Below are 26,376 nucleotides of genomic sequence, written 5' to 3' on the forward strand. Positions count from 1 at the left end.
GCTCCTCGATGAGCGTCAGTCTTCGGTAACGGAAAAAGCGGGGAGCATCGCGAAGCGCGCGAGATGATGATCGACATCGCCAAGCGTCGTCTCGATGATCGACAGGCGCTTGAACCAGTGCGCCGCGGGCAGTTCGTTGGTCATGCCCATGCCGCCGTGCAACTGCACCGCCTGTTGTCCGACGAAGCGCGCGGCCTGACCGACGCGCACCTTCGCGGCCGAGACAGCTTGTGCGCGCGTCGCGGCATCGTCGCTCGCGTAACGCGCGGCGGACAGATACGTGATCGAGCGCGCCTGCTCCGCGTGGATCAACATCTCGACCATGCGATGCTGCAGCGCCTGAAAGCGCGCGATCGGCATGCCGAACTGCTGGCGTTCCTTCGTATAGTCGACGGTCGCACGATTGAGCGCATCGAGTGCGCCGAGCGCTTCCGCGCATAGCAGAAATGTCGCGTAGTCGGCGATTCGCTCGAAGGTCGCGGCGCCCGTATCGCGGCCAGCGAGGCGCATCGCGGGCGTCGCGTCGAAGGTGAGCGTTGCGGCGCGCTGCCCGTCGATCGTGCGGTACTCGGTAATGCCAACCTTTGCTGCATCTTTCCCGACGATGAACAGCGCCATTTCGCCTTCCGCGCGCGCCGGCACGATCCAGTAATCGGCCTGCGCGCCATGCTGGACCATCGACTTCGTGCCTTCCAGCGTGAAGCGCTCGCCTTCGCCGCTCGCAGTGGTGCGCAGATCGAAGAGATCGTAGCGCGCGTGCGGCTCGTGAAACGCGACCGAAAGACGGATCTCGCCGCGCCCCGCCCGTTCGAGCAACTCGCTGGCGATCGCACTGCCCTTCTGCGCAGCGAGCCGCAGCGCTTCGATGCCTACAGCCGTCGCCCAATACGGTTCGACGACGAGCGCACGCCCGAGCTCCTGCATCACGACGAGCATGTCGACCGGACCGCCATCGAAGCCGCCCTGCGCTTCGGGAACCGGCAGCGCGAGGAGACCCAGTTCGGCGAACGCGCGCCAATGTTTTTCATCGACGCCCGCCTCCGACGCGACGATCTTCTGCCGCGCATCGAACGCATATGCCTTGTCGAGATAACGGCGCAGCGCATCGCGGAACTGCTGCTGTTCATCGCTGAAAGTAAAGTCCATGCGCCGCTCCTCAAAGTCCCAGAATCATCTGCGCGATGATGTTCTTTTGAATCTCGTTCGATCCGCCGTAGATCGATGTCTTGCGGAAGTTGAAGTAGTACGCGGCGAGCGGCGCGGCATCGTCGTCGCCCGTGATGCTATGCGGGCGCTCGCCTTCGAGGAATGCGGGATCGAAGGCGGCTGCCTGCGGGCCGATTGCTTCGACCATCAACTCGGTCAGCGCCTGCTGCACTTCGGTGCCTTTGATCTTCAGCATCGACGCTTCCGGTCCCGGACCCTTGCCGCCCGCCTCGCTCGCGATCACGCGCTGAACCGTCACTTCGAGCGCCATCAATTCGATTTCGAGCGCGGCGATTTTCGCGGCGAAGACCGGATCGTGCAGGAGCGGCTTGCCGGCCTTGTTGCGGTCCAGAGCGAGTCGCTTGAGAAACAGCAACTCGCGCTTCGACAGCCCGACGCGCGCAATGCCCGTGCGCTCGTGGCCGAGCAGATACTTCGCATACGTCCAGCCGCGATTTTCCTCACCGACGAGATTCTCAGCCGGCACTTCGACGTCCTCGAAGAAGACTTCGTTGACTTCGTGATCCTCATCGAGCGTGATGATCGGGCGAACGGTGATGCCCGGCGTCTTCATGTCGATCAGAAGAAACGAGATGCCTTCCTGTTTCTTCGCTTCGGGATCGGTGCGCACGAGGCAGAACATCATGTCGGCGTGCTGGCCGAGCGTGGTCCACGTCTTCTGGCCGTTCACGATGTAGTGATCGCCGCGTCGTTCTGCGCGCGTGCGCAGCGACGCGAGATCGGAGCCCGAGCCGGGTTCCGAGTAGCCCTGGCACCACCAGTCGGTGGCGTCGAGAATGCGCGGGAGATAGCGCGACTTCTGCTCGTCGCTGCCGTACTTCATGAGCACCGGCGCGACCATCATTACGCCAAAAGGCAGCACCATCGGCGCGCCGGCCCGGGCGCATTCCTCGTCCCAGATATGCCGTTGCGTCACGTCCCAGCCGGGGCCGCCGTATTCCTTCGGCCACGCGATTGCCGACCATCCGCGCGACGCGAGCAGCTTGTGCCAGTTCGCGTAATCGTCGCGGGTCAGACGCTTGTGATGGAGAACTTTGTCGCGCAGCGCGCGAGGAAGACTGGCTTCGAGCCAGATGCGGACGTCGGCGCGAAAGGCGTCGTCGGCGGGGGAATAACTGAGGTTCATGCGCGGAGTCTCCCTTATGGCTCATTCCGGAGCCAGAAGAGACGCCGCGCGCAAGACTTACTGCAGCGGCTCCTTCAATGCTTCCGGAACAGGCAACGGCATCACGTCGATCCCTTCCTCGAGCAAGGCATGCGCGTCTTCAGGCGTCGTGACGCCGCGAATGTTGCGCGCCGGCGCCTCGTTGTAATGAATGCGCCGCGCCTCCTCGGCAAACCGCTCGCCCACGTTTTCGGTCTTCTCGATCAACTCGCGCATGAACTTCAATGCGCGCGCCTGAAGTGCCGCCGACTCGGGCGCGGCTTGCGCCTGCGTAGCCTGTGGCACTGCCTCGCCTCGCGCCGACGACAGATTCAGGCGCGGCGCGGACGGCATGCGACTCACGTCCGTCGCCGAGCAAACCGGACACGCAACCAGCTTGCGCGACAACTGCGACTCGAACTCCTCGGTCGAGGCAAACCAGCCTTCGAACCGGTGTTCGTGCGAGCACTTTAAATCGAGGACCTTCATGCTGATGGGGCTTCGGTGAAGTTTATCTCAAAATCGCGTTTTGTGAACGATCGTTCTAAAAATCGGACAGATGCCGACGACCGCCGCGCGACGAATCATTCATTCTAGCCGGTCGGCCCCTCCGACGCTTTTACTGACGCAAAAACGACAAAAGCGGCTGTCGAGGCCGCTTTTGCATGAGTCGGATTGGCAACCGATCAGTCCGTGATCGTCTCGCCGAGCTTCCATTCGCCCGAGCGAATCTTCTCCAGCCAGAAGACACCGATGATCGTCTTCACGTCGCTGATGCTGCCGTCCTTCACCCAGTTCATCAACTGCACTTCGTCGGCGATGAAGGTTTCGAGGAACTCGCCCTCGTCGAGCTTCGCATCGCCCGCATGCAGGCCGCGCGCAAGATAAATGTCGATGAACTCGGTCGAATACGAAATCACCGGATGGATGCGCGTGAGGAACGTCCACTCGCGCGCCGTGTAGCCCGTCTCTTCCTGCAGCTCGCGCTTCGCGCACGTCAGCTCGTCTTCGTTGGGATCGAGCTTGCCCGCCGGAAATTCGAGCAGCACGCGACCCACCGGATAACGGAACTGGCGTTCGAGCAGCACACGGCCGTCGTCGAAGACCGGCAGGATCATCACCGCACCGGGATGCTCGACGAACTCGCGCGTCGCGTGCTTGCCGTCGGGCAATTCCACGGTATCGCGTTTCAACGTAAGGAATTTGCCCTCGTGCAACGTGACGCTTTCGACCTTCTTTTCGATGAGGCCGTCGTCATTGCCGGGAATCGAGGAATGATCTGCCATCTTGAGCCCTGTGCTTTGAAGCAAGCTGCCGACGGCGAAAAGCCGTCAGCGGCGTTTGACGAGATACTGATACGTGAAGCCCGGGAAGGCCAGCACGATGAAGAGACTGAAGGTGACGGCATAAAACTGCCATCCCTGATCGAACCGGTTGCCGGCGCGCGCTTCCAGCATGAAGCCGAGCGCGCCGACCACGAAGTAAAGAACGATCAGTTCGCCGATGCGAATCCACGCGCTCTTCTTCGCCGCCTTGCGTCCCGTCGGCGCCGCAAGGCGCACCGGGACGAGGGCGAAGAGACGCTGATTCAGGAACGGCACATTGGCGAGAACGAGCGCCAACAGGACGATGAACCAGCCTGCCGCCGACATTACAGCGGCAGCGTGTGCGAGATCGCCGTCAGGCACGCCGTCATCAGCGGACCCGGCACGAGGCCGAGCACCAGCACGGCCAGGCCGTTGAATGCGAGCAGCGAGCGGTTGAGGCCGCCAGCGACGATCGGCGATGCGTCTTGCGGCGCATCGAAGTACATCAGCTTCACGACACGCAGGTAGTAGAACGCGCCCACGAGCGAGGTCATCACGGCGAGAACGGCGAGCCACGTGAGGCCGGCATTCATCGTCGCTTCGAGCACGGCGAGCTTCGCGTAGAAGCCGACCGTCGGCGGAATGCCGGCGAGCGAGAACATCATGATCATCATGACGAACGCGAACACGGGGCTGCGCTGGTTCAGGCCCTTGAAGTCTTCGAGCATTTCGGCTTCGAAGTCGCGGCGCGCGAGCAGCATCACCACGCCGAAGGTGCCGAGCGTCGTCACGAGATAGATGATGCTGTAGAACATCGCCGAGCTGTATGCGCCGGCCGCGCCCGTCACCTTGCCGTCGACCACGCCGGCGAGCAGGCCGAGCAGCACGAACCCCATATTGGAGATGGCCGAGTAAGCGAGCATCCGCTTGATGTTCTTCTGCACGATACCCGTGATATTGCCGACGATGAGCGACAACGCCGCGAGGATCACGAGCATCTCCTGCCAATCCACCGCGAACGGCAGCAGGCCCATCACAAGGAAGCGCAGGCCCCACGCGAATGCCGCGACCTTCGGACCGCCGCCGGTGAGCAGCGTCATCGCGGTCGGTGCGCCTTGATAGACGTCCGGCACCCACATGTGGAACGGCACGGCGCCCATCTTGAACGCGACGCCCGCGACGACGAAGATCACTCCGAACAGCAGGACGGCATCGTTGATGCGGCCCGAAGCGACGGCCTTCAGCACTTCGTTCAGTTCAAGCGAGCCGGTCGCGCCGTAGAGCATCGAGATGCCGTACAGCAGGAAGCCGGATGCGAGCGCGCCGAGCACGTAGTACTTCATCGCCGATTCGTTCGACTGCGGCGAGTCCTTGCGCAGCGCGATCACCGCGTACAGCGACAGCGACATCAGTTCCAGGCCGAGATACAGCGTGAGGAAGTTGTTGCCCGAAATCATCACGCACTGGCCGAGCAGCGAGAACATCCCGAGCAGGAAGAAGTCGCCGCGGAACAGGTCGCGGTCTTCGAGATACTTCTTCGAATAGATGATCGACACCGCGTAGCCGAGACACACCACCGCCTTCATCGCGCTCGCGAACGGATCGACGATGTACATGCGCGTGAAGAAGTAATGCGGCGTCGGGTCGAGCGCCGTGGCGGCGAACCACACGCCGACGACGATCGTCGAGACGAGCGCGATCAGATACGTCGTGCCGCGGCTCTTCTCGCCGAACACCGTGTCGTTCAGCCAGGCCAGAACGACCGCGCCCATCAGGATCGCGTCAGGCCAAAGAATACTCATAGAGGCGTTTTGCATGATCTTTTAGTTCCTCCGCACGACGTTACTGAGCCAGCGGCAGCTTGGACTGCGCGACGTGGGAGAGCAGGTTTGCCACGGATTCGTGCATCACATCGGTAAAGGGCTTCGGATGCAGACCCATATACAGCGTGAAGAGCGCGAGGATGGCGAGCATCAGGAACTCGCGCTTGTTGATGTCCTTGAGCTTCGCGACGTGGTCGTTGGCGACCGCGCCGAAGTACACGCGCTTGTACATCCACAGCGTGTAGGCCGCACCCAGAATCAGCGTGAACGTGGCGAGGAAGGCGATCCAGAAGTTGTACTTCACGGCCGCCAGAATCACCATGAATTCGCCGACGAAACCCGAGGTGCCCGGCAAGCCACAGTTGGCCATCGCGAAGAGCATCGCGAACGCGGCGAACTTCGGCATCGTGTTGACGACACCGCCGTAATCCGCGATCTGACGCGAGTGCACGCGGTCATAGAGCACGCCGATCGAAAGGAACATCGCGCCGGAGATGAAGCCGTGCGAGATCATCTGGATGATCGCGCCTTCCACGCCGAGCTGGCTCGACGGGCCGAACATGAAAAAGCCGAGCGTGACGAAGCCCATGTGCGCGATCGACGAATACGCGACGAGCTTCTTCATGTCAGCCTGCACCAGTGCGACGAGGCCGATGTAGATCACCGCGATCAGCGACAGCGTGATGACGACAGGCGCGAGGAAGTGGCTCGCGTCCGGCGCGATCGGCAGCGAAAAGCGCAGGAAACCGTACGCGCCGAGCTTCAGCATGATCGCCGCCAGCACGACCGAGCCGCCCGTCGGCGCTTCCACGTGCGCGTCCGGCAACCACGTGTGCACCGGCCACATCGGCACCTTCACGGCGAAGGCCAGGAAGAACGCGATGAAGAGCAGCACCTGCGGCGTCATGTCGAGCTTCGCGGCGTGCCACGTGGCGAGATCGAACGTGTGCGTCTGCGTGTACAGATACAGCAGCGCGACCAGCATCAGAAGCGAACCGGCCAGCGTGTACAGGAAGAACTTGAACGCCGCGTACACGCGATTCGGGCCGCCCCACACGCCGATGATGATGTACATCGGAATCAGCGTGGCCTCGAAGAACACGTAGAACAGCAGGCCGTCCGCCGTCGAAAACACGCCGATCATGATGCCCGAGAGAATCAGGAACGCGGCCATGTACTGCGACACGCGCTCGGTGATCACTTCCCAGCCGGCGATCACGACGATCACCGTGATGAGCGCGGTCAGCACGACGAACCACATCGAGATGCCGTCCACACCGAGGTGGTACGTGATGTTGAAGCGTTCGATCCAGTTCGACTGCTCGACGAACTGCAGCGCGGCCGTCGACGTATCGAAGCCGGTGATGAGCGGAATCGTGACGATCAGCCCGAGCACCGAGCCGATCAGCGCGACCCAGCGCGCGGGCGCCGGGTTCTGATCGTTGCCAACTGCGAGTACCAGCAAGCCGAAAATGATCGGCAGCCAGATCGCGACACTGAGAATCGGAAAAGAGTGCATAGGATCCCTCGCCTTATTTGCCGCCGAGCGTCACAAACAGGGTCAAGAGCCCCAACATGCCGATAATCATGGCGAACGCGTAGTGATAGATGTAACCGGATTGAAGGAAGCGGATCACACCGGCGAACCAGCCCATGAACCGCGCACTGCCGTTGACGATGCCGTCGATGACGACCACATCGCCCTCTTTCCACAAGCCACGGCCGATGGCGACCGCGCCCTTCGCGAACACGATCTCGTTGATCTTGTCGCAGTAGTACTTGTTGTCGAGCAGCACGTAGATCGGACGGAACGTCTTTGCGACGACCGCCGGCAGATCCGGACGCTTCATATAGAAGAACCACGCGACGATCACACCCAGCGCCGCGAGCCACACCGGTCCCGGCGTGATGATGCCGTGCAGCGCCATCGCCATCCAGCCGTGGAACTCTTCGGCCATTTCCTTCAGGCCTTCGTGGTTCTCGCCGATGAAGATCACCTTGTCGAACGCGACGCCGTGCGCGAAGAAGTCGCCGTAGATCATCGGGCCGATCATGATCGCGCCGATGATGATCGACGGAATCGCGAGCAGCACGAGCGGCAGCGTCACCACCCAGGGCGTTTCATGCGGCACATGAGCGTGGCCGTGACCATGATCGTCGTGACCGTGCGCGTCATGACCGTGACCGTGCGCTTCGGCCTGGCCCATCGGCGAGTCGGGATGCTTCGGACCGCGGAAGCGTTCTTCGCCGTGGAACACCATGAAATACATGCGGAACGAGTACAGCGACGTGACGAACACGCTCGCGACCACCGCGAAGTACGCGAAGCCCGAGCCCGCCAGATGCGAGTACTTCACGGCTTCGATGATCGAATCCTTCGAGTAGAAGCCCGAGAAAAACGGCGTGCCGATCAGCGCGAGCGACCCGATCAGCGACGTGATCCAGGTGATCGGCATGTACTTGCGCAGGCCGCCCATGTTGCGCATGTCCTGATCGTGGTGCATGCCGATGATGACCGAGCCCGCGCCGAGGAACAGCAGCGCCTTGAAGAACGCGTGCGTGCCGAGGTGGAACACGGCGACCGGATACGCCGATACGCCGAGCGCCACCGTCATGTAGCCGAGCTGCGAGAGCGTGGAGTACGCGACCACCCGCTTGATGTCGTTCTGAACGACGCCGAGGAAGCCCATGAACAAGGCCGTGATCGCGCCGATCACCGTAACGAACGAAAGCGCCGCATCCGAATGTTCGAACAGCGGCGACATGCGCGTCACCATGAAAATGCCGGCCGTCACCATGGTCGCCGCGTGAATCAGCGCGGAGATCGGCGTCGGGCCTTCCATCGAGTCCGGCAGCCAGACGTGCAGCGGGAACTGCGCGGACTTACCCATCGCGCCGATGAAGAGGCACACGCACGCGACCGTCAGCAGACCCCATTGCGTGCCGGGGAACGTCATCGTCGCGAGCTTGTCGCCTTGCGCGAACACGTCGCCGTAATTCAGCGAACCGGAGAACGCGAGCAACAGGCCGATACCCAGCAGAAAACCGAAGTCGCCCACGCGGTTCACGATGAACGCCTTCATGTTGGCGTAGATCGCGCTCTCACGCGTGAAGTAGAAGCCGATCAGCAGGTACGACACGAGACCCACCGCTTCCCAGCCGAAGAACAGTTGCAGGAAGTTGTTGCTCATGACGAGCATCAGCATCGAGAACGTGAAGAGCGAGATGTACGAGAAGAAGCGCTCGTAGCCCACTTCCTCGTCCGCCATGTAGCCGATCGTGTAGATGTGCACCATCAGCGAGACGAAGGTCACGATGACCATCATCATTGCCGTGAGCGAGTCGACCAGGAAGCCGACTTCCATCTTGAGCGTGCCGACGTTCATCCACTCGTAGATGGTCGCGTTGAAGCTCGCGCCGTGCATCACGTCGTTGAAGACGATCGCGGAGAGGATGAACGAGATGAAGACGCCGAGGATCGTGATGCGATGCGAGCCCTTGCGCCCTACCGCCTTCCCGAATAGCCCTGCGATCAGCGAGCCGGCCAGCGGCGCCAGCGGGACCGCGAGCAGGAGGTTTTCATTGAGTGTCGTGGACATAACAGCCTTGCCTGAAATTAACCTTTGAGCTGATCGAGGTCCTCGACGTTGATCGTGTCGAGGCTACGGAACAGGGTCACGAGAATCGCGAGACCGATCGCGGCTTCAGCCGCAGCCACGGTCAGCACGAAGAACACGAAAATCTGGCCGTGCACGTCGCCCAGATAGTGCGAGAACGCGACGAAATTGGTGTTCACCGCGAGCAGCATCAATTCGATGGCCATCAGGATGATGATGACGTTGCGCCGGTTCAGGAAGATGCCGACGATGCTGATCGCAAACAGGATCGCACCGAGCACGAGGTAATGGGCAAGACTCAACATATTCGATTTCTCCTTCGCGCTCAGCCCTTGTTGTCGACCGTGCCCGCGCCGATGTTTCCGGTCACGGCAGGTTCCGTAGCGGCGTCAGGCGCCTCCGTCTCGGACTTCATCTTCACGATGCGCACGCGGTCCTGCGCGCGCACCTTGACCTGCTGGCTGACCGTTTGCGTCTTCTTGTCCTTCTTGTCGCGGATCGTGAGCGAGATCGCCGCGATGATCGCGACCAGCAGCACGAGGCCCGCAATTTCGAACGCGAAGATGTAGTCCGTGTAGATGACCTTGCCGATCAGTTGCGTGTTCGGCATCAGCGCCGCGCCCGAAACGCCCGCGCCAGCCGAAGCGTCGCGCAGCGGAGTCGTCGTCGCGCCGTAGCCGTGCCACAGGATCAGCGCCGTCTCGATCACGATGATCGCGCCGACGATGCTCGCGAGCGGCACGAAGCGCTTGAAATCCCGCCGCAGGACATCAACGTTGATGTCGAGCATCATCACGACGAAGAGGAACAGCACCATCACGGCGCCCACGTACACGAGAACCAGCAGAATCGCGAGGAATTCGGCTTGCAGCAGCATCCAGATCGCGGCCGCGTTGAAGAACGAGAGCACGAGGAAGAGCGCGGATGACACCGGGTTGCGCGAGGTGATCACCTTCAGCGCCGACACGGTCAGCAGCAGCGCGAAGATATAGAACAGTACGGTTGTGAATTCCATGATTACCGGTTCATCGTTAGGCCATCATCAGGCATGGTGTGTCGGCGCTCGTGGACAGAATGCATCCTCGGCGCTCGCCGCAGTGTGCCAAACAGCAACAACAAAATCGCTGGCGCGACGCCGGAACGCCTGGTTCCGGCATCGAACGCATATCAGCGATAAGGCGCGTCCGCCGCCTTCGACGCGGCGATTTCCGTTTCGTAACGATCGCCCACGGCGAGCAGCATGTCCTTCGTGAAGTACAGATCGCCGCGCTTTTCGCCGTGATATTCGAGGATGTGCGTCTCGACGATCGAATCGACCGGGCAGCTCTCTTCGCAGAAACCGCAGAAAATGCACTTGGTCAGGTCGATGTCGTAACGCGTCGTGCGACGGGTGTTGTCCGCGCGCGTTTCCGATTCGATCGTGATCGCCATCGCCGGGCACACCGCTTCGCACAGCTTGCAGGCGATGCAGCGTTCTTCGCCGTTTTCGTACCGGCGCAGCGCATGCAGACCGCGGAACCGCGGCGAGATCGGGGTCTTTTCCTCCGGGAACTGCACCGTGATCTTGCGCTGGAACGTATAACGACCCGTCAGCGCCAGACCCTTCAGCAGTTCGGCCAGGAAGAAGGTTTTGAAGAAGTTCTGAATTGCGTTCATGATGATTTCGTCCGCCCTTGTCTCACTTCCAGATGTTGAGCGGCGACATGATCCAGAAGCCGACCACGACCACCCAGATCACCGACACCGGCAGGAACACCTTCCAACCCAGACGCATGATCTGGTCGTAGCGGTAACGCGGGAAAGTCGCACGCGCCCAGATGAACACCGACAGCAGCAGGAAAACCTTGAAAACGAACCAGAATACGCCCGGAATGAAAGACAGGAAGCCGAACGGTGCATCCCAGCCGCCGAGGAACAGCGTCGTGGCGATCGCGGAGATCACGATCATGTTGATGTACTCGGCGAGGAAGAACAGCGCGAACGCCATGCCCGAGTAATCGATCATGTGACCCGCGACGATTTCCGATTCGCCTTCCACCACGTCGAACGGGTGACGGTTCGTTTCAGCGATGCCCGAGATGAAGTACACGACGAACATCGGCAAGAGCGGCAGCCAGTTCCACGACAGGAAGTTGATGCCCCAGCCCGCGAACATGCCGCGCTGTTGCGAGTGCACGATGTCGGACATGTTCAGCGTGCCCGCGACCATCAGCACCACGACGAGCGCGAAGCCCATTGAGATTTCGTAGGACACCATCTGCGCCGCGGCGCGCATCGCGCCGAGGAACGCGTACTTCGAGTTCGAGGCCCAGCCAGCGAGAATCACGCCATACACGCCGATCGACGAGATCGCCATGGCGTAAAGGAGGCCGGCGTTGATGTCGCCGAGCACCGCCTGCGCCTGGAACGGAATCACCGCCCAGACCGCGAACGCGGGCACCACGGTCATGATCGGCGCGATCATGTAGATCCACTTGCTGGCCGCTGTCGGCTGAATCACTTCCTTGAGCAGAAGCTTCAGCACGTCCGCGATCGGCTGCAGCAGACCGGCCGGGCCGACGCGATTCGGGCCGAGACGCACGTGCATCCAGCCGATGAGCTTGCGTTCCCAGAGAATCAGGTACGCCACGCACAGCAGGATGACAACCGCAACCACGAGGATGCGGACGAGCGCCCACACCGTCGGCCATGCGACGCCGAGAATCTGCGTGCCGCCTGCGTTGATCGTATCGAACAAGCCCATTTTTACGCCTTCTCCACTACCAGTTCACCGAACAGGCCGCCGAGCGCGGCGCCAGCCGCCGTGCCCGCCGACACGCGGACCACCGACTCCGCGAGATTCGCGTCGCGGACCGCGGGCAACGTCACCGACAGACTGCCTTGCTTGATACGCACTGCTTCGCCGTCCTTCAGACCGAGCTTCTCGAAGAGCGCGGTCGGCAAGCCGGCCACGTTCGCGTCGCGTGCGGCTGCCGTCAGATGCAGCGACGGCGCGCGGCGCACGAGCGCATCGGCGTGATAGATCGGCACATCGGCGAGACGCTGCAGGCCGCTGCCGTTCAGCGCGACGTTCGATGCCGCGCGCTTCGCTTGCACCGTCGTCTTGTTCGACAGACGCGAGCTCAGATCGCCCGTACCGAGCGCGGCGATGCGCACTTCTTCAGCCGTGTCGAACTCGAAGCCCGGCAGACCGAGGATCGTGCCCAGCACGCGCAGCACCTTCCAGCCCGGACGCGTGTCGCCCAGCGCGCGCACGACGCCGTTGAACGACTGTGCCGTGCCTTCCGCGTTGACGAACGTGCCCGACGTTTCCGTGAACGGTGCGATCGGCAGCAACACGTCCGCGTAATCCATGCCGTGCTTGAACGGCGACATCACGACGACCATTTCCGCCGCCTTGAGCGCGGCGATGGCCTGCGCCGGATTCGCCGTGTCGTATTCCGGTTCCGCGTTCAGCAGCACGTAAGCCTTGCGCGGCTGCTCGAACACTTCGCGTGCGTTGAGGCCGCCCTCGCCCGGCAATGCATCAACGAGATGCGCGCCGACCGAATTCGCGCCTTCCGTGAGGAAGCCGAGCGTCGCGCCGGTATTGTCGGCGATCCACTGGGCCGCCGCCTGAATCTGTGCAAAGTCGGGATGCTGAACCGCGAGGTTGCCGAGCAGCACCACGCGCACTTCGCCCGCCGACAGCGATGCCGCGACATCCTTCGCCGCCGCCGATGCTTCGCGACCCGCGAACGCGTCAGGCACTGCGACGCCGCGCGCTTCGCCGACCGCCGCCGCGATGCTCGCGAGCTGATCGAGCCACGCGGAAGGCGCGGCGACCAGACGATGCGCGGTCGGGATCAGTGAGTCGTCATTACTGGCGTTGAGGAACGTGATCTTCGCGCCGTTCTTCGCGGCCTGACGCAGACGCGCGGCGAACAGCGGATGATCGCGGCGCAGGAACGAGCCGATCACGAACGCGGTGTCGATGGTCGACAGATCCGCGATCTTCGTGCCGAGCCAGGGCGCACCAATGCCGGCCGGCGCCGAGAAATCGCTCTGACGCAGACGAAAATCGATATTCGGCGTGCCGACGCCTTCAGCCAGTTGCTTCAGCAGATGCAGTTCTTCGACCGTGCCGTGCGGCGTGGCCAGAGCGGCGATGGCGTTCGCGCCATGATCCGCCTTGATGCCCTTCAGACCCTTCGCGACGTATTCGAGCGCGGTCTGCCAGTCGGTTTCGATCCAGTTGCCGCCTTGCTTGAGCATCGGCGTGGTGAGACGCTCGTCGCTGTTCAGGCCTTCGTATGAGAAGCGGTCCTTGTCCGAGATCCAGCATTCGTTGATGGCTTCGTTCTCCATCGGCAGAACGCGCATCACACGATTGTTCTTCACCTGCACGACGAGGTTCGCGCCGACGGAGTCGTGCGGGCTCACCGACTTGCGGCGCGACAATTCCCACGTCCGCGCGCTGTAGCGGAACGGCTTGCTGGTCAGGGCGCCAACCGGGCACAGATCGATCATGTTGCCCGACAGTTCCGAATCCACCGTCTTCCCGACGAACGACGTGATTTCCGAATGCTCGCCGCGGCCCAGCATGCCGAGTTCCATCACGCCGGCGATTTCCTGGCCGAAGCGCACGCAGCGCGTGCAGTGGATGCAGCGCGACATCTCTTCCATCGAGATGAGCGGACCCACGTTCTTGTGGAACACCACGCGCTTTTCTTCGCTATAGCGCGACTGGGACTTGCCGTAACCGACAGCCAGATCCTGCAACTGGCACTCGCCGCCCTGATCGCAGATCGGACAATCGAGCGGGTGATTGATGAGCAGGAATTCCATCACCGACTGTTGCGCCTTCACGGCCTTGTCGGAGGTGGTGCGCACGATCATGCCGGCCGACACGGGCGTCGCGCAGGCGGGGACGGCCTTCGGCATCTTTTCGACTTCGACGAGGCACATCCGGCAGTTCGCCGCGATCGAAAGCTTCTTGTGATAGCAGAAGTGAGGAATGTAAGTGTCGACCTTGTGCGCAGCCTGGATCACCATGCTGCCTTCAGGCACCTCGACCGTCTTGCCGTCAATTTCTAGTTCAACCATGATGGATAGATATCCTCAACCCTCTGTCGCGCAACGGACTGCGCGCCTGATTACGCGGTAAGCGCTTCGGTGCTCGCGTGATGCGCGTGCCCGCCGACGAGACAATGCTTGTGCTCGACGTGATATTCGAATTCGTCCCAGAAGTGCTTGAGCATGCCGCGCACGGGCATCGCCGCTGCATCGCCGAGCGCGCAGATCGTGCGGCCCATGATGTTCTCGGCGACCGAGTTGAGCAGATCCAGATCTTCCTTGCGGCCAAGACCATGCTCGATCCGGTGCACCACGCGGTATAGCCAGCCGGTGCCTTCGCGGCAAGGCGTGCACTGACCGCACGACTCTTCATAGTAGAAGTACGACAGGCGCAGCAGAGAGCGCACCATGCAGCGCGTTTCGTTCATCACGATGACCGCGCCCGAACCCAGCATCGAACCGGCCTTCGCGATCGAATCGTAGTCCATGTCGGTCGCGAGCATCATGTCGCCCGGCACGACCGGCGCGGACGAACCGCCCGGAATCACGGCCTTGACCGACTTGCCGCGCACGCCGCCCGCCAGTTCCATCAGCGTCGAGAACGGCGTGCCGAGCGGAACCTCGTAGTTGCCCGGACGATTGACGTCGCCGGACACGGAGAAGATCTTGGTGCCGCCGTTGTTCGGCTTGCCGAGCTCGAGATAATTCTGCGGGCCGACTTCCAGCAGGAACGGCACGGCCGCGAAGGTCTCGGTGTTGTTGATGGTGGTCGGCTTGCCGTACACGCCGAAGCTCGCCGGGAACGGCGGCTTGAAGCGCGGCTGGCCCTTCTTGCCTTCCAGCGATTCGAGCAGCGCGGTTTCTTCGCCGCAGATATACGCGCCGTAACCATGATGCGCATACAGCTCGAACGAGAAGCCGGAGCCCAGAATGTTCGCGCCGAGATAGCCGGCCGCGCGCGCTTCTTCGAGCGCCGCTTCGAACACCCGATAGACTTCGAAAATCTCGCCGTGGATGTAGTTGTAGCCGACGGTGATGCCCATCGCGTACGCGCCGATGGCCATGCCTTCGATCAGCGCGTGCGGATTCCAGCGCAGGATGTCGCGATCCTTGAACGTGCCCGGCTCGCCTTCGTCCGAGTTGCAGACGAGATATTTCTGCCCCGGGAACTGACGCGGCATGAAGCTCCACTTCAGGCCGGTCGGAAAGCCCGCACCGCCGCGGCCGCGTAGACCCGACGCCTTGACGTCGGCGATCACCTGCTCGGCCGGAATCTTTTCTTCGAGAATGCGGCGCAGCTGCTTGTAGCCGCCGCGCGCAACGTAATCCTCGAGATGCCAGTTCTCGCCGTTAAGGCCAGCGAGGATCAGCGGCTTGATGTGACGATCGTGGAGTGACGTCATTTCGAAAGTTCCTCGATCAACTGGTCGATCTTCTCGCGGCTCATGAAGCTGCACATACGGTGGTTGTTCACGAGCATCACCGGTGCGTCGCCACATGCGCCAAAGCACTCGCCTTCTTTGAGCGTGAACTTGCCGTCCGCGGTGGTCTCGCCGAAATCGATTCCAAGCTTCTGCTTGAGATACTCGGCGGCGCTGTCCGAACCGCCGTCCGGCCCGAGCTGGCAAGGCAGATTCGTGCACAGCGTGATCTTGTGTTTGCCGACCGGCTTCAGCTCGTACATCGTGTAGAACGTGGCGACTTCCTGCACCGCGACCGGCGGCATGCTCAGGTAATCGGCCACGAACTGCATGAGCTCGGGCGAGAGCCAACCATGCTCTTCCTGAGCGACAGCGAGCGCCGCCATCACCGCCGATTGCTTTTGCTCGGCGGGATATTTCGCGACCGCGCGATCGATTTCTTTCAGGCCTTCAGCTGAGATCATTTTCAGACACGACTCTTTCAATTCCTACCGAACGAAAACCTGCCGCGCCCTTCATGTTGCGGCAGACCTGGCGTTCCTGCGGATTCCTGTTATTGCGTTCGCATTTCCATGAACGGCGCCCCGATGCGCGCGCCGTGCAGGTGGCGATGAAATCAGCGATCGATCTCGCCGAACACGATGTCTTGCGTACCGATGATCGTCACAGCGTCGGCGATCATGTGGCCTCGCGCCATTTCGTCGAGCGATGCGAGGTGTGCATAGCCCGGCGCGCGAATCTTCAGGCGATACGGCTTGTTCGCGCCATCCGAAATCAGGTAGATGCCAAACTCGCCCTTCGGATGTTCGACCGCCGCGTACGTTTCGCCTTCCGGCACGTGGAAGCCTTCGGTGAAGAGCTTGAAATGGTGAATCAGCTCTTCCATGTTGCTCTTCATGCCGACGCGCGAAGGCGGTGCAACCTTGTGATTATCGACCATCACAGGGCCGGGATTCTTGCGCAGCCACGCAATGCACTGTTTGGCGATGCGGGTGGACTGCCGCATTTCTTCCACGCGCACCAGATAACGGTCATAGCAATCGCCATTCACGCCGACGGGGATATCGAAGTCGAGCTGGTCGTACACCTCGTACGGCTGCTTCTTGCGCAAGTCCCACTCGATGCCCGAGCCGCGCAGCATCGCCCCGGACAGGCCCATCTGCAACGCGCGCTCCGGGCTCACCACGCCGATGCCCACGAGACGCTGCTTCCAGATGCGGTTGTCGGTGAGGAGCGTTTCGTACTCGTCGACACAACCCGGGAAACGATTGAAGAAATCCTCGATGAAGTCGAGCAACGAACCCTGACGGTTCTCGTTCATCCTGTCGAGCGCTTTCGCGTTGCGGATCTTCGATGCCTTGTATTGCGGCATCGCGTCCGGCAGATCGCGATAGACGCCACCCGGACGATAGTACGCCGCGTGCATGCGCGCGCCCGACACCGCCTCGTAGACGTCCATCAGATCTTCGCGCTCGCGGAACGCATAGAGGAACACCGCCATCGCGCCGACGTCGAGCGCGTGCGAGCCGATCCACATCAGGTGATTCAGCACGCGCGTGATTTCATCGAACAGCACGCGGATGTATTTCGCGCGAATCGGCACGTCGATGCCGAGCAGCTTCTCGATGGCCATCACGTAGCCGTGCTCGTTCACCATCATCGACACGTAGTCGAGACGGTCCATGTACGGCACCGACTGGATGAAGGTCTTGGTCTCGGCCAGCTTCTCGGTCGCGCGATGCAGCAGACCGATGTGCGGGTCGGCGCGCTGAATCACTTCGCCGTCGAGTTCCAGCACGAGACGCAGCACGCCGTGCGCTGCCGGGTGCTGCGGGCCAAAGTTCAGCGTGTAATTCTTGATCTCTGCCATGGCGTTCTCTTAATGTTTCAGACCGCCATAGCGATCTTCGCGGATCACGCGCGGCGTGATTTCGCGCGGTTCGATCGTCACGGGCTGATAGACCACGCGCTTCTCTTCCGGGTCGTAGCGCATTTCCACATAGCCGGAAACCGGGAAGTCCTTGCGGAACGGATGGCCGATGAAGCCGTAGTCCGTGAGAATGCGGCGCAGGTCGGGATGGCCTTCGAACACGATGCCGTAGAGGTCGAACGCTTCACGCTCGTACCAGTTCGCCGATGTCCAGATATCGACCACCGAAGGCACGATGGGCACTTCGTCGTCCGGGGCGAATACGCGCACGCGCACGCGCCAGTTGTTCGTGATCGAGAGAAGATGGCTGACCGCCGCAAAACGCGGGCCGTCGTAGACACCGTCGCCGTAGGTCGAATAGTCGACGCCGGCGAGATCCATGAGCTGCTCGAAGCGCAGCGACGGGTCATCGCGCAACTGCTCGCAGACGTTCAGATAGTTGGCCGCCTTGACGACGACCGTCACCTGACCCAGCGACTCCGTGATGGTCTGGAGACGGTCGCCAAACGCCGTCTCGAGGTTCGCTTTGAGGGTCTCGAGTTTGCTTGCCATAGTTTGGGGAGACTCAGGCCCTTACTGACGGGCGATGGTGTTGGTGCGGCGAATCTTCGCCTGCAACTGGATCACGCCGTAGACCAGCGCTTCGGCGGTCGGAGGGCAACCAGGAACGTACACGTCGACCGGCACGATCCGGTCGCAACCGCGCACGACGGAATATGAATAGTGGTAGTAGCCACCGCCGTTCGCGCACGAACCCATCGAAATGACCCAGCGCGGCTCGGCCATCTGGTCGTACACCTTACGAAGCGCGGGCGCCATCTTGTTGCACAGCGTACCGGCGACGATCATCACGTCGGACTGGCGCGGACTCGGACGAAACACCACGCCGAAACGGTCCAGGTCGTAACGGGCGGCGCCCGCGTGCATCATCTCGACCGCGCAGCACGCGAGACCGAACGTCATCGGCCACAGGGAGCCGGTGCGCGTCCAGTTGATGAGCTTGTCAGCCGTAGTGGTGACAAAGCCTTCCTTCAAGACCCCTTCGATACTCATTTGTTTTCCACTCCAGATGAGCAGCCAGCCAAAGCCGCCCATGAATCCGGTGATCTAACTGTCATTCCCAGTCGAGCCCGCCCTTTCTCCAGATGTAGGCGAAACCGAGCAAAAATTCGAGCAGAAAAATCATCATCGCCATGAAGCCGGGCCAGCCGATATCGCGCAGGGACACACCCCACGGGAACAGGAATGCCGTTTCAAGGTCGAAAATGATGAAAAGAATCGCGACGAGATAGTAACGCACATCGAACTTCATACGCGCGTCTTCGAAGGCTTCGAAGCCGCACTCGTACGGCGCGTTCTTCTCCGTGTCGGGCTTGTTGGGACCGAGAATCTTGCCGATGCTGATCAACGCAATACCTAAACCTAGGCCCACTACGAGAAACAAGAAGACGGGGTAATAGGGTGCGAGGTTCAAGGCTATCCTCTGATCGGTAGATGTGGTCTGTTATTGATTGGGACCTTCAGCCGGGACGGACCACCCGGCGGGAGAATGCACTTGGGACCGCTCACGATATCAGCACACTGTGACAACCGCTTTGACGCTGTCTATGCCGCCATGAAACCGTAAGGGTACTCCAGAAGTGACAATGCCAGCCGAAGCGAAGCAAGCGGCTGGCATTGGATAACTTTGGTGCCGACGGCGAGACTCGAACTCGCACAGCTTTCGCCACTACCCCCTCAAGATAGCGTGTCTACCAATTTCACCACGTCGGCACTGTACTGCAATCCGGGAAAACTACTTCTAAATTGCCGCGAATCGCTTCAAGACTTGAATTATAACTGGGCCCTACGAATTGTTCAACGCACAAAATGCAGATTATGCGAAAAATTCGTTCTGTCGTTATTTAGGCACGTCGGCGCCCGGCGCGGACGATGCAACCGGTGCGGAAGCAGGCGCGGAAGCCGCCGATGCTGCCGCCGAAGCCGATGTCGGCACGGGCGCGGCGCCACCCAGCACACCCGCCGATGTTTGCGGCTTGTAGCTTCCGAGATAGGTCAGCGTCAGCGTCGTGACGAAAAAGACCGCGGCAAGAACAGCGGTAGTACGCGACAGGAAGTTGGCCGAACCCGTCGCACCGAACAGACTGCCCGATGCGCCGCTGCCGAACGCAGCACCCATGTCCGCGCCCTTGCCATGCTGAAGCAGCACGAGGCCGATAACGCCCAGCGCCGACAGCAACTGGACAACGATAATCAATGTCTTCAAATACAGCATTTCAACTCACCCGATCCCTGATGTTTCCGTGACACCTTCGTGTCGCACTATGCTCTTTCGCCTGCCCTGCCCGCTTGCCGTTCGACGCTCAATGCGTCACGGTTTGCGCCGCCCGGCAGATCGCCAGAAAATCCTTCGACTTCAACGATGCGCCGCCGATCAGCCCGCCGTCGATGTCCTTTTGCCCAAACAACTCTTCCGCATTTTCAGGCTTCACGCTGCCGCCGTACAAAAGCGGCACGCTCGCCACCGATGCACCCTTCTCCAGCAGCTTGTGACGCAGAAATGCATGAACGTCCTGCGCCTGGCCCGGACGCGCCGTCTTGCCCGTGCCGATCGCCCAGACCGGTTCGTACGCGACCACGATGCCCGCCGCCTGCTCTTCCGTCAGAATCGCCAATACGGCATCGAGTTGCGTGCCGATGATCTGCTCGGTCGTACCCGCCTGGCGCTCTTCGAGCGTCTCGCCGACGCACACGATGGGCGTGAGCCCCGCTTCGATCGCGCGCTGCGCCTTCGACGCAACGAGTTCCGGACTTTCGCGATGATACGCGCGTCGCTCCGAATGCCCGACGATGGCATACGTGACGCCAAAGTCCGCCGCCATCTCTGCCGCGACTTCGCCCGTGAACGCGCCGCCCGAATGCGCCGACACGTCCTGAATGCCCCATTGCACGACCGAACCGCTCAAGAGCGCCTGCGATTGCGCAAGGTAAGGACACGGAACGCACACGCCGACACGCACACCCTTTTGCAAAGCCGATGCCCCTGCGGCGACTTCGGTCAGCAGGGTCGCGTTGTCACTGATGCGACCGTGCATCTTCCAGTTGCCCACCACCAGTTTCGCTCGTTCTCTGGACATATGTCTCGTCAGTCGGCGGCGGCTTGCAAGAACCGCCTGTTATAAAAATGAACCGCTACGAACCGCAAACTGCTTGCAAAACAGGCGATTTTACTGTGTTACGACGAAACCGGTCAAACCGTCAAAAGCGCCGCAACGTGAAACGCCGGATTTCGCATGGAAACGTCACGCGCCTTCACGCCAGTCCAGCACGATCTTGCCGACGTGCGTGCTGCTTTCCATCAGCGTGTGCGCGGCGGCGGCGTCGTGCGCCGGGAAGACCTGGTGGATCACTGGCTTGATGCGCCCCGCCTCGATTTCCGGCCAGACACGCTCCTTCAGCTTTGCCGCGAGCTTCGCCTTGAACGCGACCGGACGCGGACGCAGTGTCGAACCGGTGATGACGAGGCGCCGACGCAGCACGTCGTTCAGATTGATCTCCGCCTTGGCGCCGCCCAGCAGCGCGATCACGCAGATGCGCCCGCCATCGGCCAGCGCCTTGAGCTCGCGCGCCAGATAGTCGCCGGCGACCATGTCGAGAATCACGTCGACGCCGCGGTCATTCGTCAGCGACTTCACTACTTCGACGAAATCTTCCGTCTTGTAGTTGATCGCGCGCTCGGCGCCGAGCGCTTCGCACGCGCGGCATTTTTCGTCGGTGCCGGCCGTGGCGAAGACGCGAAAGCCGAGCGCCTTCGCGATCTGGATCGCCGTCACGCCGATGCCGCTCGATCCGCCCTGCACGAGCAGCGTCTCTTCCGCGCCGTTCTCGCCCGCGCCCAGCTGACCACGCTCGAACACGTTGCTCCAGACGGTGAAGAAGGTCTCCGGCAACGATGCGGCCTCGATCTCCGACAGCCCCTTCGGCACCGGCAGACACTGTTCGAGCGGCGCGACCGCATATTCGGCGTAACCGCCGCCCGCGAGCAGCGCGCACACGCGATCGCCTTTTTTCAGACCGAACGGGTTGTGTTTGGGATCGAAATCGCCATCGACGATTTCACCGGCCACTTCCAGCCCCGGCAGATCGGATGCCCCCGGCGGCGGCGCGTACGCGCCCTTGCGCTGGAACACGTCCGGCCGGTTGACGCCGGAAGCGGCAACCTTGATCAACACCTCGCATTTGCCCGGCGCAGGTGTCGGACGTTCGCCCAGTTTCAGGACTTCGGGTGCGCCAAACTCAGTGATTTCGATGGCCTTCATATCCTCTCCCTGTGCCGACCAGCGTCAGTGTGCATTCGAACCGGATGGCACTGCGCGCGCCTGTAGCAATCACGCTGCACACTGCCATCGAGTCCGATGACGCGTCGGACAATGCATAGCGTCCGAAGCGTCATACATGAAAACGGCCGGCTCGCATCAGCGGCCGGCCGTCTACACATTACCGCATTACGACTGCGGATGCGTGGGTTCCGCCTGCTGTGCGGCTTCGTTCAGAAGCGCCTTCGCCGACAGACGCACACGACCCTTTTCGTCCGTCTGGATGACCTTGACCTTCACGATCTGGCCTTCCTTCAGATAGTCGTTGATGTCCTTCACGCGCTCGTTGACGATCTCCGAGATGTGCAGCAGACCGTCCTTGCCCGGCAGGATGTTCACGATCGCGCCGAAGTCGAGCAGCTTGAGCACCGGGCCTTCGTAGACCTGGCCGACTTCCACTTCAGCCGTGATGTTCTCGATGCGCTTCTTCGCGTCGGCCATGCCTTCCGCGCTCGTGCTTGCGATCGTCACGACGCCGTCATCGGAAATATCGATGGTCGTGCCGGTTTCTTCCGTCAGCGCGCGGATCACCGAGCCGCCCTTGCCGATCACGTCGCGGATCTTCTCCGGATTGATCTTGATGGTGATCATGCGCGGCGCGTAGTCGGACAGTTCCGTGTTCGTGTGCGGAACCGCAGCCGTCATCTTGCCGAGGATGTGCATGCGGCCTTCCTTCGCCTGTGCGAGCGCGACCTGCATGATTTCCTTCGTGATGCCCTGGATCTTGATGTCCATCTGCAGCGCGGTCACGCCTTGTGCCGTGCCGGCCACCTTGAAGTCCATGTCGCCGAGGTGATCTTCGTCGCCCAGGATGTCGGTCAGAACCGCGAACTTGTTTCCTTCGAGGATCAGGCCCATCGCGATGCCCGCGACGTGCGCCTTCATCGGCACGCCGGCGTCCATCAGCGCGAGGCAGCCGCCGCAAACCGACGCCATCGACGACGAACCGTTCGATTCCGTGATTTCCGACACGACGCGGATGGAATAGCCGAATTCGTCGGGGCCCGGCAAGCATGCGACCAGCGCGCGCTTCGCGAGTCGGCCGTGACCGATTTCACGACGCTTCGGCGAACCGACGCGGCCGGTTTCGCCCGTTGCGAACGGGGGCATGTTGTAGTGAAGCATGAAGCGCTCGCGATATTCGCCTTCGAGCGCGTCGATGTTCTGCTCGTCGCCCTTCGTGCCGAGCGTCGCGACGACCAGCGCCTGCGTTTCGCCACGCGTGAAGAGCGCCGAACCGTGCGTGCGCGGCAACACGCCCGTGCGGATTTCGATCGGGCGGACCGTGCGCGTGTCGCGGCCGTCGATGCGCGGCTCGCCGTTCAGGATCTGCGAGCGGACGATCTTCGCTTCGATATCGAACAACACGTTGCCGATGGTTGCCGCATCGGCAACAACTGCTTCCTCGGCGAGCTTCGCCGAGGTCGCCGCGTAGACTTCCTTCAGCTTGGTCGAACGTGCCTGCTTGTTGCGCAACTGGTAAGCGGCTTCGAGTTCCGTCTTGGCGATTTCCGTGACGCGCGAAATGAGCGCTTCGTTCTTCGCGGCGGGCTTCCAGTCCCACTCGGGCTTGCCGCCTTCGCGGACGAGCTCATGGATTGCGTCGATGGCCGTCTGCATCTGCTCGTGGCCGAACACCACGCCGCCGAGCATCACTTCTTCTGACAACTGCTGCGCTTCCGATTCCACCATCAGCACAGCGCGCTCGGTGCCCGCGACGATCAAGTCGAGCGCCGATTCCTTCATTTGCGGACGCGTGGGGTTCAGCACGTACTCGTTGTTGATGTACGCGACGCGCGCGGCGCCGACCGGACCGTTGAACGGCAGGCCCGACACGGCGAGCGCGGCCGATGCGCCGATCAGCGCGGGAATATCCGCCGGGACGTCCGGATTCAGCGACAGGACGTGGATGACGACCTGCACTTCGTTATAGAAGCCTTCCGGGAAGAGCGGACGCAGCGGACGGTCGATCAGGCGCGAAATCAGCGTCTCGCCTTCCGACGGACGGCCTTCGCGGCGGAAGAAGCCGCCCGGGATCTTGCCGGCGGCATAGGTCTTTTCGAGGTAATCGACGGTCAGCGGGAAGAAGTCCTGGCCCGGCTTGGCGGTCTTCGCGCCGACGACGGTCGCGAGCACGACGGTATCTTCGACATCGACGATCACCGCGCCGCTTGCCTGACGAGCGATTTCACCCGTTTCCAGGCGGACATTGTGTTGTCCCCACTTAAATTCTTTGACGATTTTATTGAACATTGTGACTCCTTCTACGTTGGCCGCGCCGGTCGTCTGGCGCTGACTGGGGCGGTCGCGAGCCACGCTTGAGAGGTGTGTTATGCCATTCCAGCGCGGGGCCTGCCCGACGTGCGCGCACACGCCGCGCTGGAATGACACAAAGCTCTGCCGCGAGGCCGGACCGGTTGTCGAACCGGATGCTGCATCCGGGTAAAGCGATGAACTGCTGAAGTACCAACTACGCGGTGCCGATCGATGAAAACGCGATCGCGCACCACTTCGCGGCCGGAACGTACAAAAACAAAGTGCCTGTATCAGCGGACTGACACAGGCACTTCGTTCTAACGGCGGCCGTTTGACGCCAATTACTTGCGCAGACCCAGCTTCTCGATCAACGAGCGATAACGATCCGCATCCTTGCCCTTCAGGTAGTCGAGCAGCTTGCGACGACGGCTCACCATGCGCAGCAGACCGCGGCGGCTGTGATGATCCTTCGAGTGCGACTTGAAGTGGACGGTGAGTTCGTTGATGCGGCTCGTGAGGAGTGCGACTTGCACTTCAGGGGAGCCGGTGTCGTTGGTGCCGCGCGCATATTCTGCGACGATGTCGGACTTCTTGACTTCTGCTACGGACATTTGCTTTTCCTTTGATTCAGACAGGCGGTCACGGAAGAAAGGCCGTGCCGTGGGTTTGCCAATTTCGGATTTCGCCTTAGTCAAAACTCCAAGACGAAGCGCGGAGTATATCACACTGCGGCCCGCCGAGGACACGGTTCCGGCGGGCGCAGGCGACGCCTAGCGTGCCGGACGCGTCATTTTGCAGCTCGTCTCCGGGACGGTTTTCTGCGCCGGCACGGCAAGCAGCGTGCGAAAGCCGTAACCGGAGCCTTCGTTATCGAGCGCGACGCCCTTCGCTTCCGCCTTGTCCATTTCCATGACGTAAAGGGGCTGGATCACCTGATGATCGTCGGCGCGCATCGTCATCGCGTGGAAGCCTTCGCCGTCGAATTTCATGCCTTCGAGCGCGCGCGCCACCGCGAGCGGGGTCGCGCTGCCCGCGCGGGTCATCGCCGAGGCGAGCATTTCGATCATCAGCGGCATGCGCGCGACGAGGTAATCGTCCGCGGCGGCCGGGTAGCGGGCGCGAAACGCGCGATAGTACGCATCCGACGCCGCACCGCCCACGTTCGGATGCCAGTCCGCCACCGCGATCACGCGCTTTACGCCAGCGTCGCCGAGCGCCGCTGGCGCGCCCAGACTGTTTCCGTAGAACGTGTAGAACTTCGTGTCGAGCCCCTGCTCGCGCGCCGCTTTCACCAGCAACGTCAGGTCGTTGCCCCAGTTGCCGGTGATCACCGCGTCGGCTCCGCTCGAACGGATTTTGGCGATGTAAGGCGCGAAATCCTTCACACGGCCGATCGGATGAAACTCGTCGCCGGCAATCGCGATATCCGGCCGCCGCTCCTTGAGCGCGCGCTGCGCTTCGCGGCTCACGTCGTGGCCGAAGCTGTAGTCCTGATTCAGCAGATAAACCTTTTTGACCGCGCGATCGTCTTTCAGCGCGTCGGCGAGCGCGTCCATGCGCATCCCGGCGTGCGCGTCGAAGCGAAAGTGCCAGAAACTGCACGCGTCGTTGGTGAGCGCGGGATCGTCGGCGGAATAGTTCAGGAAAAGCACGCGGCGGTCCGGTTCGCGCGCGTTCTGCTTGTCGATCGCCGCGACGAGCGCCGCCGCCACCGCCGAGCTGTTCCCCTGCATCACGAAGCCGATCCCGTCGTCGATCGCCGCGCGCAGTTGCACGAGCGTCGCCTCGCTGTTGCCCTTGCCGTCGAACACGACGAGTTGCAGCGGATGCATGCCGTCCGCGAGCTTCACGCCGCCCTGCGCGTTCACGCGCTCGACGCCGAAGCGCAGATTGCGCTCGACCATCGCGCCGGCGTTCGCGAACGGGCCGGACATGCCTTCGATCAGCGCGAGCTTGATGGGCGGCAAATCGGCCGCTTTCGCCGTCAAAGAGAATGCGAGGCACGTCGATGCCACAGTGAGTAGCCATCGCACCCCGCGCACGCCGATTCCTTTCTTCATGGGTTCCGCCGATCCGCCGAAAGCGCGGATCATAGGCCGCACCGGGCGCGCCGCGCAAGTCCGTCATTGCCGACACATCCGCTCGAATAGTGTGGCGTATCGGAGAATGTTTTGCCGCGCGCGCGTGTCAAAATCACGAGAAACATCGCATAAACGCTGC

At 61.9% G+C, this 26,376-nt stretch carries 25 protein-coding genes and 1 tRNA gene; all 26 read right to left on the minus strand.

The features are described 5' to 3' along the window. Nucleotides 1–15: 15 nt before the first annotated feature. Nucleotides 16–1,146 carry an acyl-CoA dehydrogenase family protein gene (locus tag PQR08_RS19200; protein ID WP_250483756.1) on the minus strand — a complete coding sequence of 377 codons (1,131 nt, stop codon included), beginning with the start codon at nt 1,144–1,146 and terminating at the stop codon, nt 16–18. 10 nt (nt 1,147–1,156) lie between these two features. Then, complete coding sequence (locus PQR08_RS19205; RefSeq protein WP_250483757.1) at nt 1,157–2,353, minus strand: acyl-CoA dehydrogenase family protein; 1,197 nt, start codon at nt 2,351–2,353, stop codon at nt 1,157–1,159. Between the two features lie 57 nt (nt 2,354–2,410). Then, nucleotides 2,411–2,860 (minus strand): DUF1178 family protein, encoded by a 450-nt coding sequence (locus PQR08_RS19210; protein WP_250483758.1) that lies wholly within the window; start codon nt 2,858–2,860, stop codon nt 2,411–2,413. 197 nt (nt 2,861–3,057) lie between these two features. After that, nucleotides 3,058–3,657 carry an NUDIX domain-containing protein gene (locus tag PQR08_RS19215; RefSeq protein ID WP_035502982.1) on the minus strand — a complete coding sequence of 200 codons (600 nt, stop codon included), beginning with the start codon at nt 3,655–3,657 and terminating at the stop codon, nt 3,058–3,060. A 45-nt stretch (nt 3,658–3,702) separates the two neighbouring features. After that, complete coding sequence (locus tag PQR08_RS19220; RefSeq protein WP_250483759.1) at nt 3,703–4,023, minus strand: DUF2818 family protein; 321 nt, start codon at nt 4,021–4,023, stop codon at nt 3,703–3,705. Then, nucleotides 4,023–5,480: an NADH-quinone oxidoreductase subunit NuoN gene (gene nuoN / locus PQR08_RS19225; RefSeq protein ID WP_408162127.1), complete on the minus strand. Its 1,458-nt coding sequence runs from the start codon at nt 5,478–5,480 to the stop codon at nt 4,023–4,025. The genes PQR08_RS19220 and nuoN overlap by 1 nt, the downstream gene beginning before the upstream one ends. 40 nt (nt 5,481–5,520) lie before the next feature. Beyond that, the gene (locus tag PQR08_RS19230; protein WP_250483761.1) at nt 5,521–7,020 is read right to left on the minus strand and encodes an NADH-quinone oxidoreductase subunit M; all 1,500 of its coding nucleotides are present in this window, start codon (nt 7,018–7,020) and stop codon (nt 5,521–5,523) included. Between the two features lie 13 nt (nt 7,021–7,033). Beyond that, complete coding sequence (nuoL, locus tag PQR08_RS19235; protein WP_250483762.1) at nt 7,034–9,100, minus strand: NADH-quinone oxidoreductase subunit L; 2,067 nt, start codon at nt 9,098–9,100, stop codon at nt 7,034–7,036. 17 nt (nt 9,101–9,117) lie between these two features. Continuing rightward, entirely contained in the window at nt 9,118–9,423 is a 306-nt protein-coding gene (nuoK, locus tag PQR08_RS19240) for an NADH-quinone oxidoreductase subunit NuoK (RefSeq protein ID WP_007588140.1), read from the minus strand. 20 nt (nt 9,424–9,443) lie between these two features. After that, nucleotides 9,444–10,133 (minus strand): NADH-quinone oxidoreductase subunit J, encoded by a 690-nt coding sequence (locus tag PQR08_RS19245; RefSeq protein WP_238214874.1) that lies wholly within the window; start codon nt 10,131–10,133, stop codon nt 9,444–9,446. Between the two features lie 152 nt (nt 10,134–10,285). Further along, nucleotides 10,286–10,774, minus strand: a complete 489-nt coding sequence (gene nuoI, locus PQR08_RS19250) for an NADH-quinone oxidoreductase subunit NuoI (protein ID WP_250483763.1) — start codon at nt 10,772–10,774, stop codon at nt 10,286–10,288. 22 nt (nt 10,775–10,796) lie between these two features. Beyond that, nucleotides 10,797–11,861, minus strand: coding sequence for an NADH-quinone oxidoreductase subunit NuoH (nuoH, locus tag PQR08_RS19255; RefSeq protein WP_238214876.1), 1,065 nt, complete (start codon nt 11,859–11,861; stop codon nt 10,797–10,799). A gap of 2 nt (nt 11,862–11,863) precedes the next feature. Then, nucleotides 11,864–14,203, minus strand: a complete 2,340-nt coding sequence (nuoG, locus tag PQR08_RS19260; RefSeq protein WP_250483764.1) for an NADH-quinone oxidoreductase subunit NuoG — start codon at nt 14,201–14,203, stop codon at nt 11,864–11,866. A 50-nt stretch (nt 14,204–14,253) separates the two neighbouring features. Beyond that, entirely contained in the window at nt 14,254–15,576 is a 1,323-nt protein-coding gene (gene nuoF / locus PQR08_RS19265) for an NADH-quinone oxidoreductase subunit NuoF (RefSeq protein WP_035502995.1), read from the minus strand. Next, the gene (nuoE, locus tag PQR08_RS19270) at nt 15,573–16,058 is read right to left on the minus strand and encodes an NADH-quinone oxidoreductase subunit NuoE (protein ID WP_250483765.1); all 486 of its coding nucleotides are present in this window, start codon (nt 16,056–16,058) and stop codon (nt 15,573–15,575) included. Before nuoE ends, nuoF begins: the two co-directional genes overlap by 4 nt. Nucleotides 16,059–16,210: 152 nt before the next feature. After that, nucleotides 16,211–17,464: an NADH-quinone oxidoreductase subunit D gene (locus tag PQR08_RS19275; RefSeq protein WP_250483766.1), complete on the minus strand. Its 1,254-nt coding sequence runs from the start codon at nt 17,462–17,464 to the stop codon at nt 16,211–16,213. Nucleotides 17,465–17,473: 9 nt separating this feature from the next. Then, complete coding sequence (locus PQR08_RS19280) at nt 17,474–18,076, minus strand: NADH-quinone oxidoreductase subunit C (RefSeq protein ID WP_250483767.1); 603 nt, start codon at nt 18,074–18,076, stop codon at nt 17,474–17,476. Between the two features lie 21 nt (nt 18,077–18,097). Continuing rightward, the gene (locus PQR08_RS19285; protein WP_006052903.1) at nt 18,098–18,577 is read right to left on the minus strand and encodes a NuoB/complex I 20 kDa subunit family protein; all 480 of its coding nucleotides are present in this window, start codon (nt 18,575–18,577) and stop codon (nt 18,098–18,100) included. A gap of 61 nt (nt 18,578–18,638) precedes the next feature. Then, complete coding sequence (locus PQR08_RS19290) at nt 18,639–18,998, minus strand: NADH-quinone oxidoreductase subunit A (protein ID WP_187608862.1); 360 nt, start codon at nt 18,996–18,998, stop codon at nt 18,639–18,641. A 214-nt stretch (nt 18,999–19,212) separates the two neighbouring features. Then, a tRNA-Leu gene (locus PQR08_RS19295) sits at nt 19,213–19,297 on the minus strand. 127 nt (nt 19,298–19,424) lie between these two features. Further along, complete coding sequence (gene secG / locus PQR08_RS19300) at nt 19,425–19,799, minus strand: preprotein translocase subunit SecG (RefSeq protein ID WP_250483768.1); 375 nt, start codon at nt 19,797–19,799, stop codon at nt 19,425–19,427. A gap of 88 nt (nt 19,800–19,887) precedes the next feature. After that, on the minus strand, nt 19,888–20,661 hold the full coding sequence (tpiA, locus tag PQR08_RS19305; protein ID WP_035503004.1) for a triose-phosphate isomerase: 774 nt from the start codon (nt 20,659–20,661) through the stop codon (nt 19,888–19,890). Nucleotides 20,662–20,826: 165 nt separating this feature from the next. Continuing rightward, the gene (locus PQR08_RS19310) at nt 20,827–21,843 is read right to left on the minus strand and encodes an NAD(P)H-quinone oxidoreductase (RefSeq protein WP_187608860.1); all 1,017 of its coding nucleotides are present in this window, start codon (nt 21,841–21,843) and stop codon (nt 20,827–20,829) included. Nucleotides 21,844–22,029: 186 nt separating this feature from the next. Further along, a complete protein-coding gene (pnp, locus tag PQR08_RS19315) occupies nt 22,030–24,153 on the minus strand; it encodes a polyribonucleotide nucleotidyltransferase (protein WP_250483769.1) in 2,124 nt (707 codons plus the stop codon). Between the two features lie 344 nt (nt 24,154–24,497). Beyond that, on the minus strand, nt 24,498–24,767 hold the full coding sequence (rpsO, locus tag PQR08_RS19320; RefSeq protein WP_035503009.1) for a 30S ribosomal protein S15: 270 nt from the start codon (nt 24,765–24,767) through the stop codon (nt 24,498–24,500). A gap of 159 nt (nt 24,768–24,926) precedes the next feature. Further along, the gene (locus tag PQR08_RS19325) at nt 24,927–26,216 is read right to left on the minus strand and encodes a branched-chain amino acid ABC transporter substrate-binding protein (protein WP_408162134.1); all 1,290 of its coding nucleotides are present in this window, start codon (nt 26,214–26,216) and stop codon (nt 24,927–24,929) included. Nucleotides 26,217–26,376: the final 160 nt, after the last annotated feature.

This window comes from Caballeronia jiangsuensis, assembly GCF_046030135.1.
GTDB classification, from domain to species: Bacteria; Pseudomonadota; Gammaproteobacteria; order Burkholderiales; family Burkholderiaceae; genus Caballeronia; species Caballeronia jiangsuensis.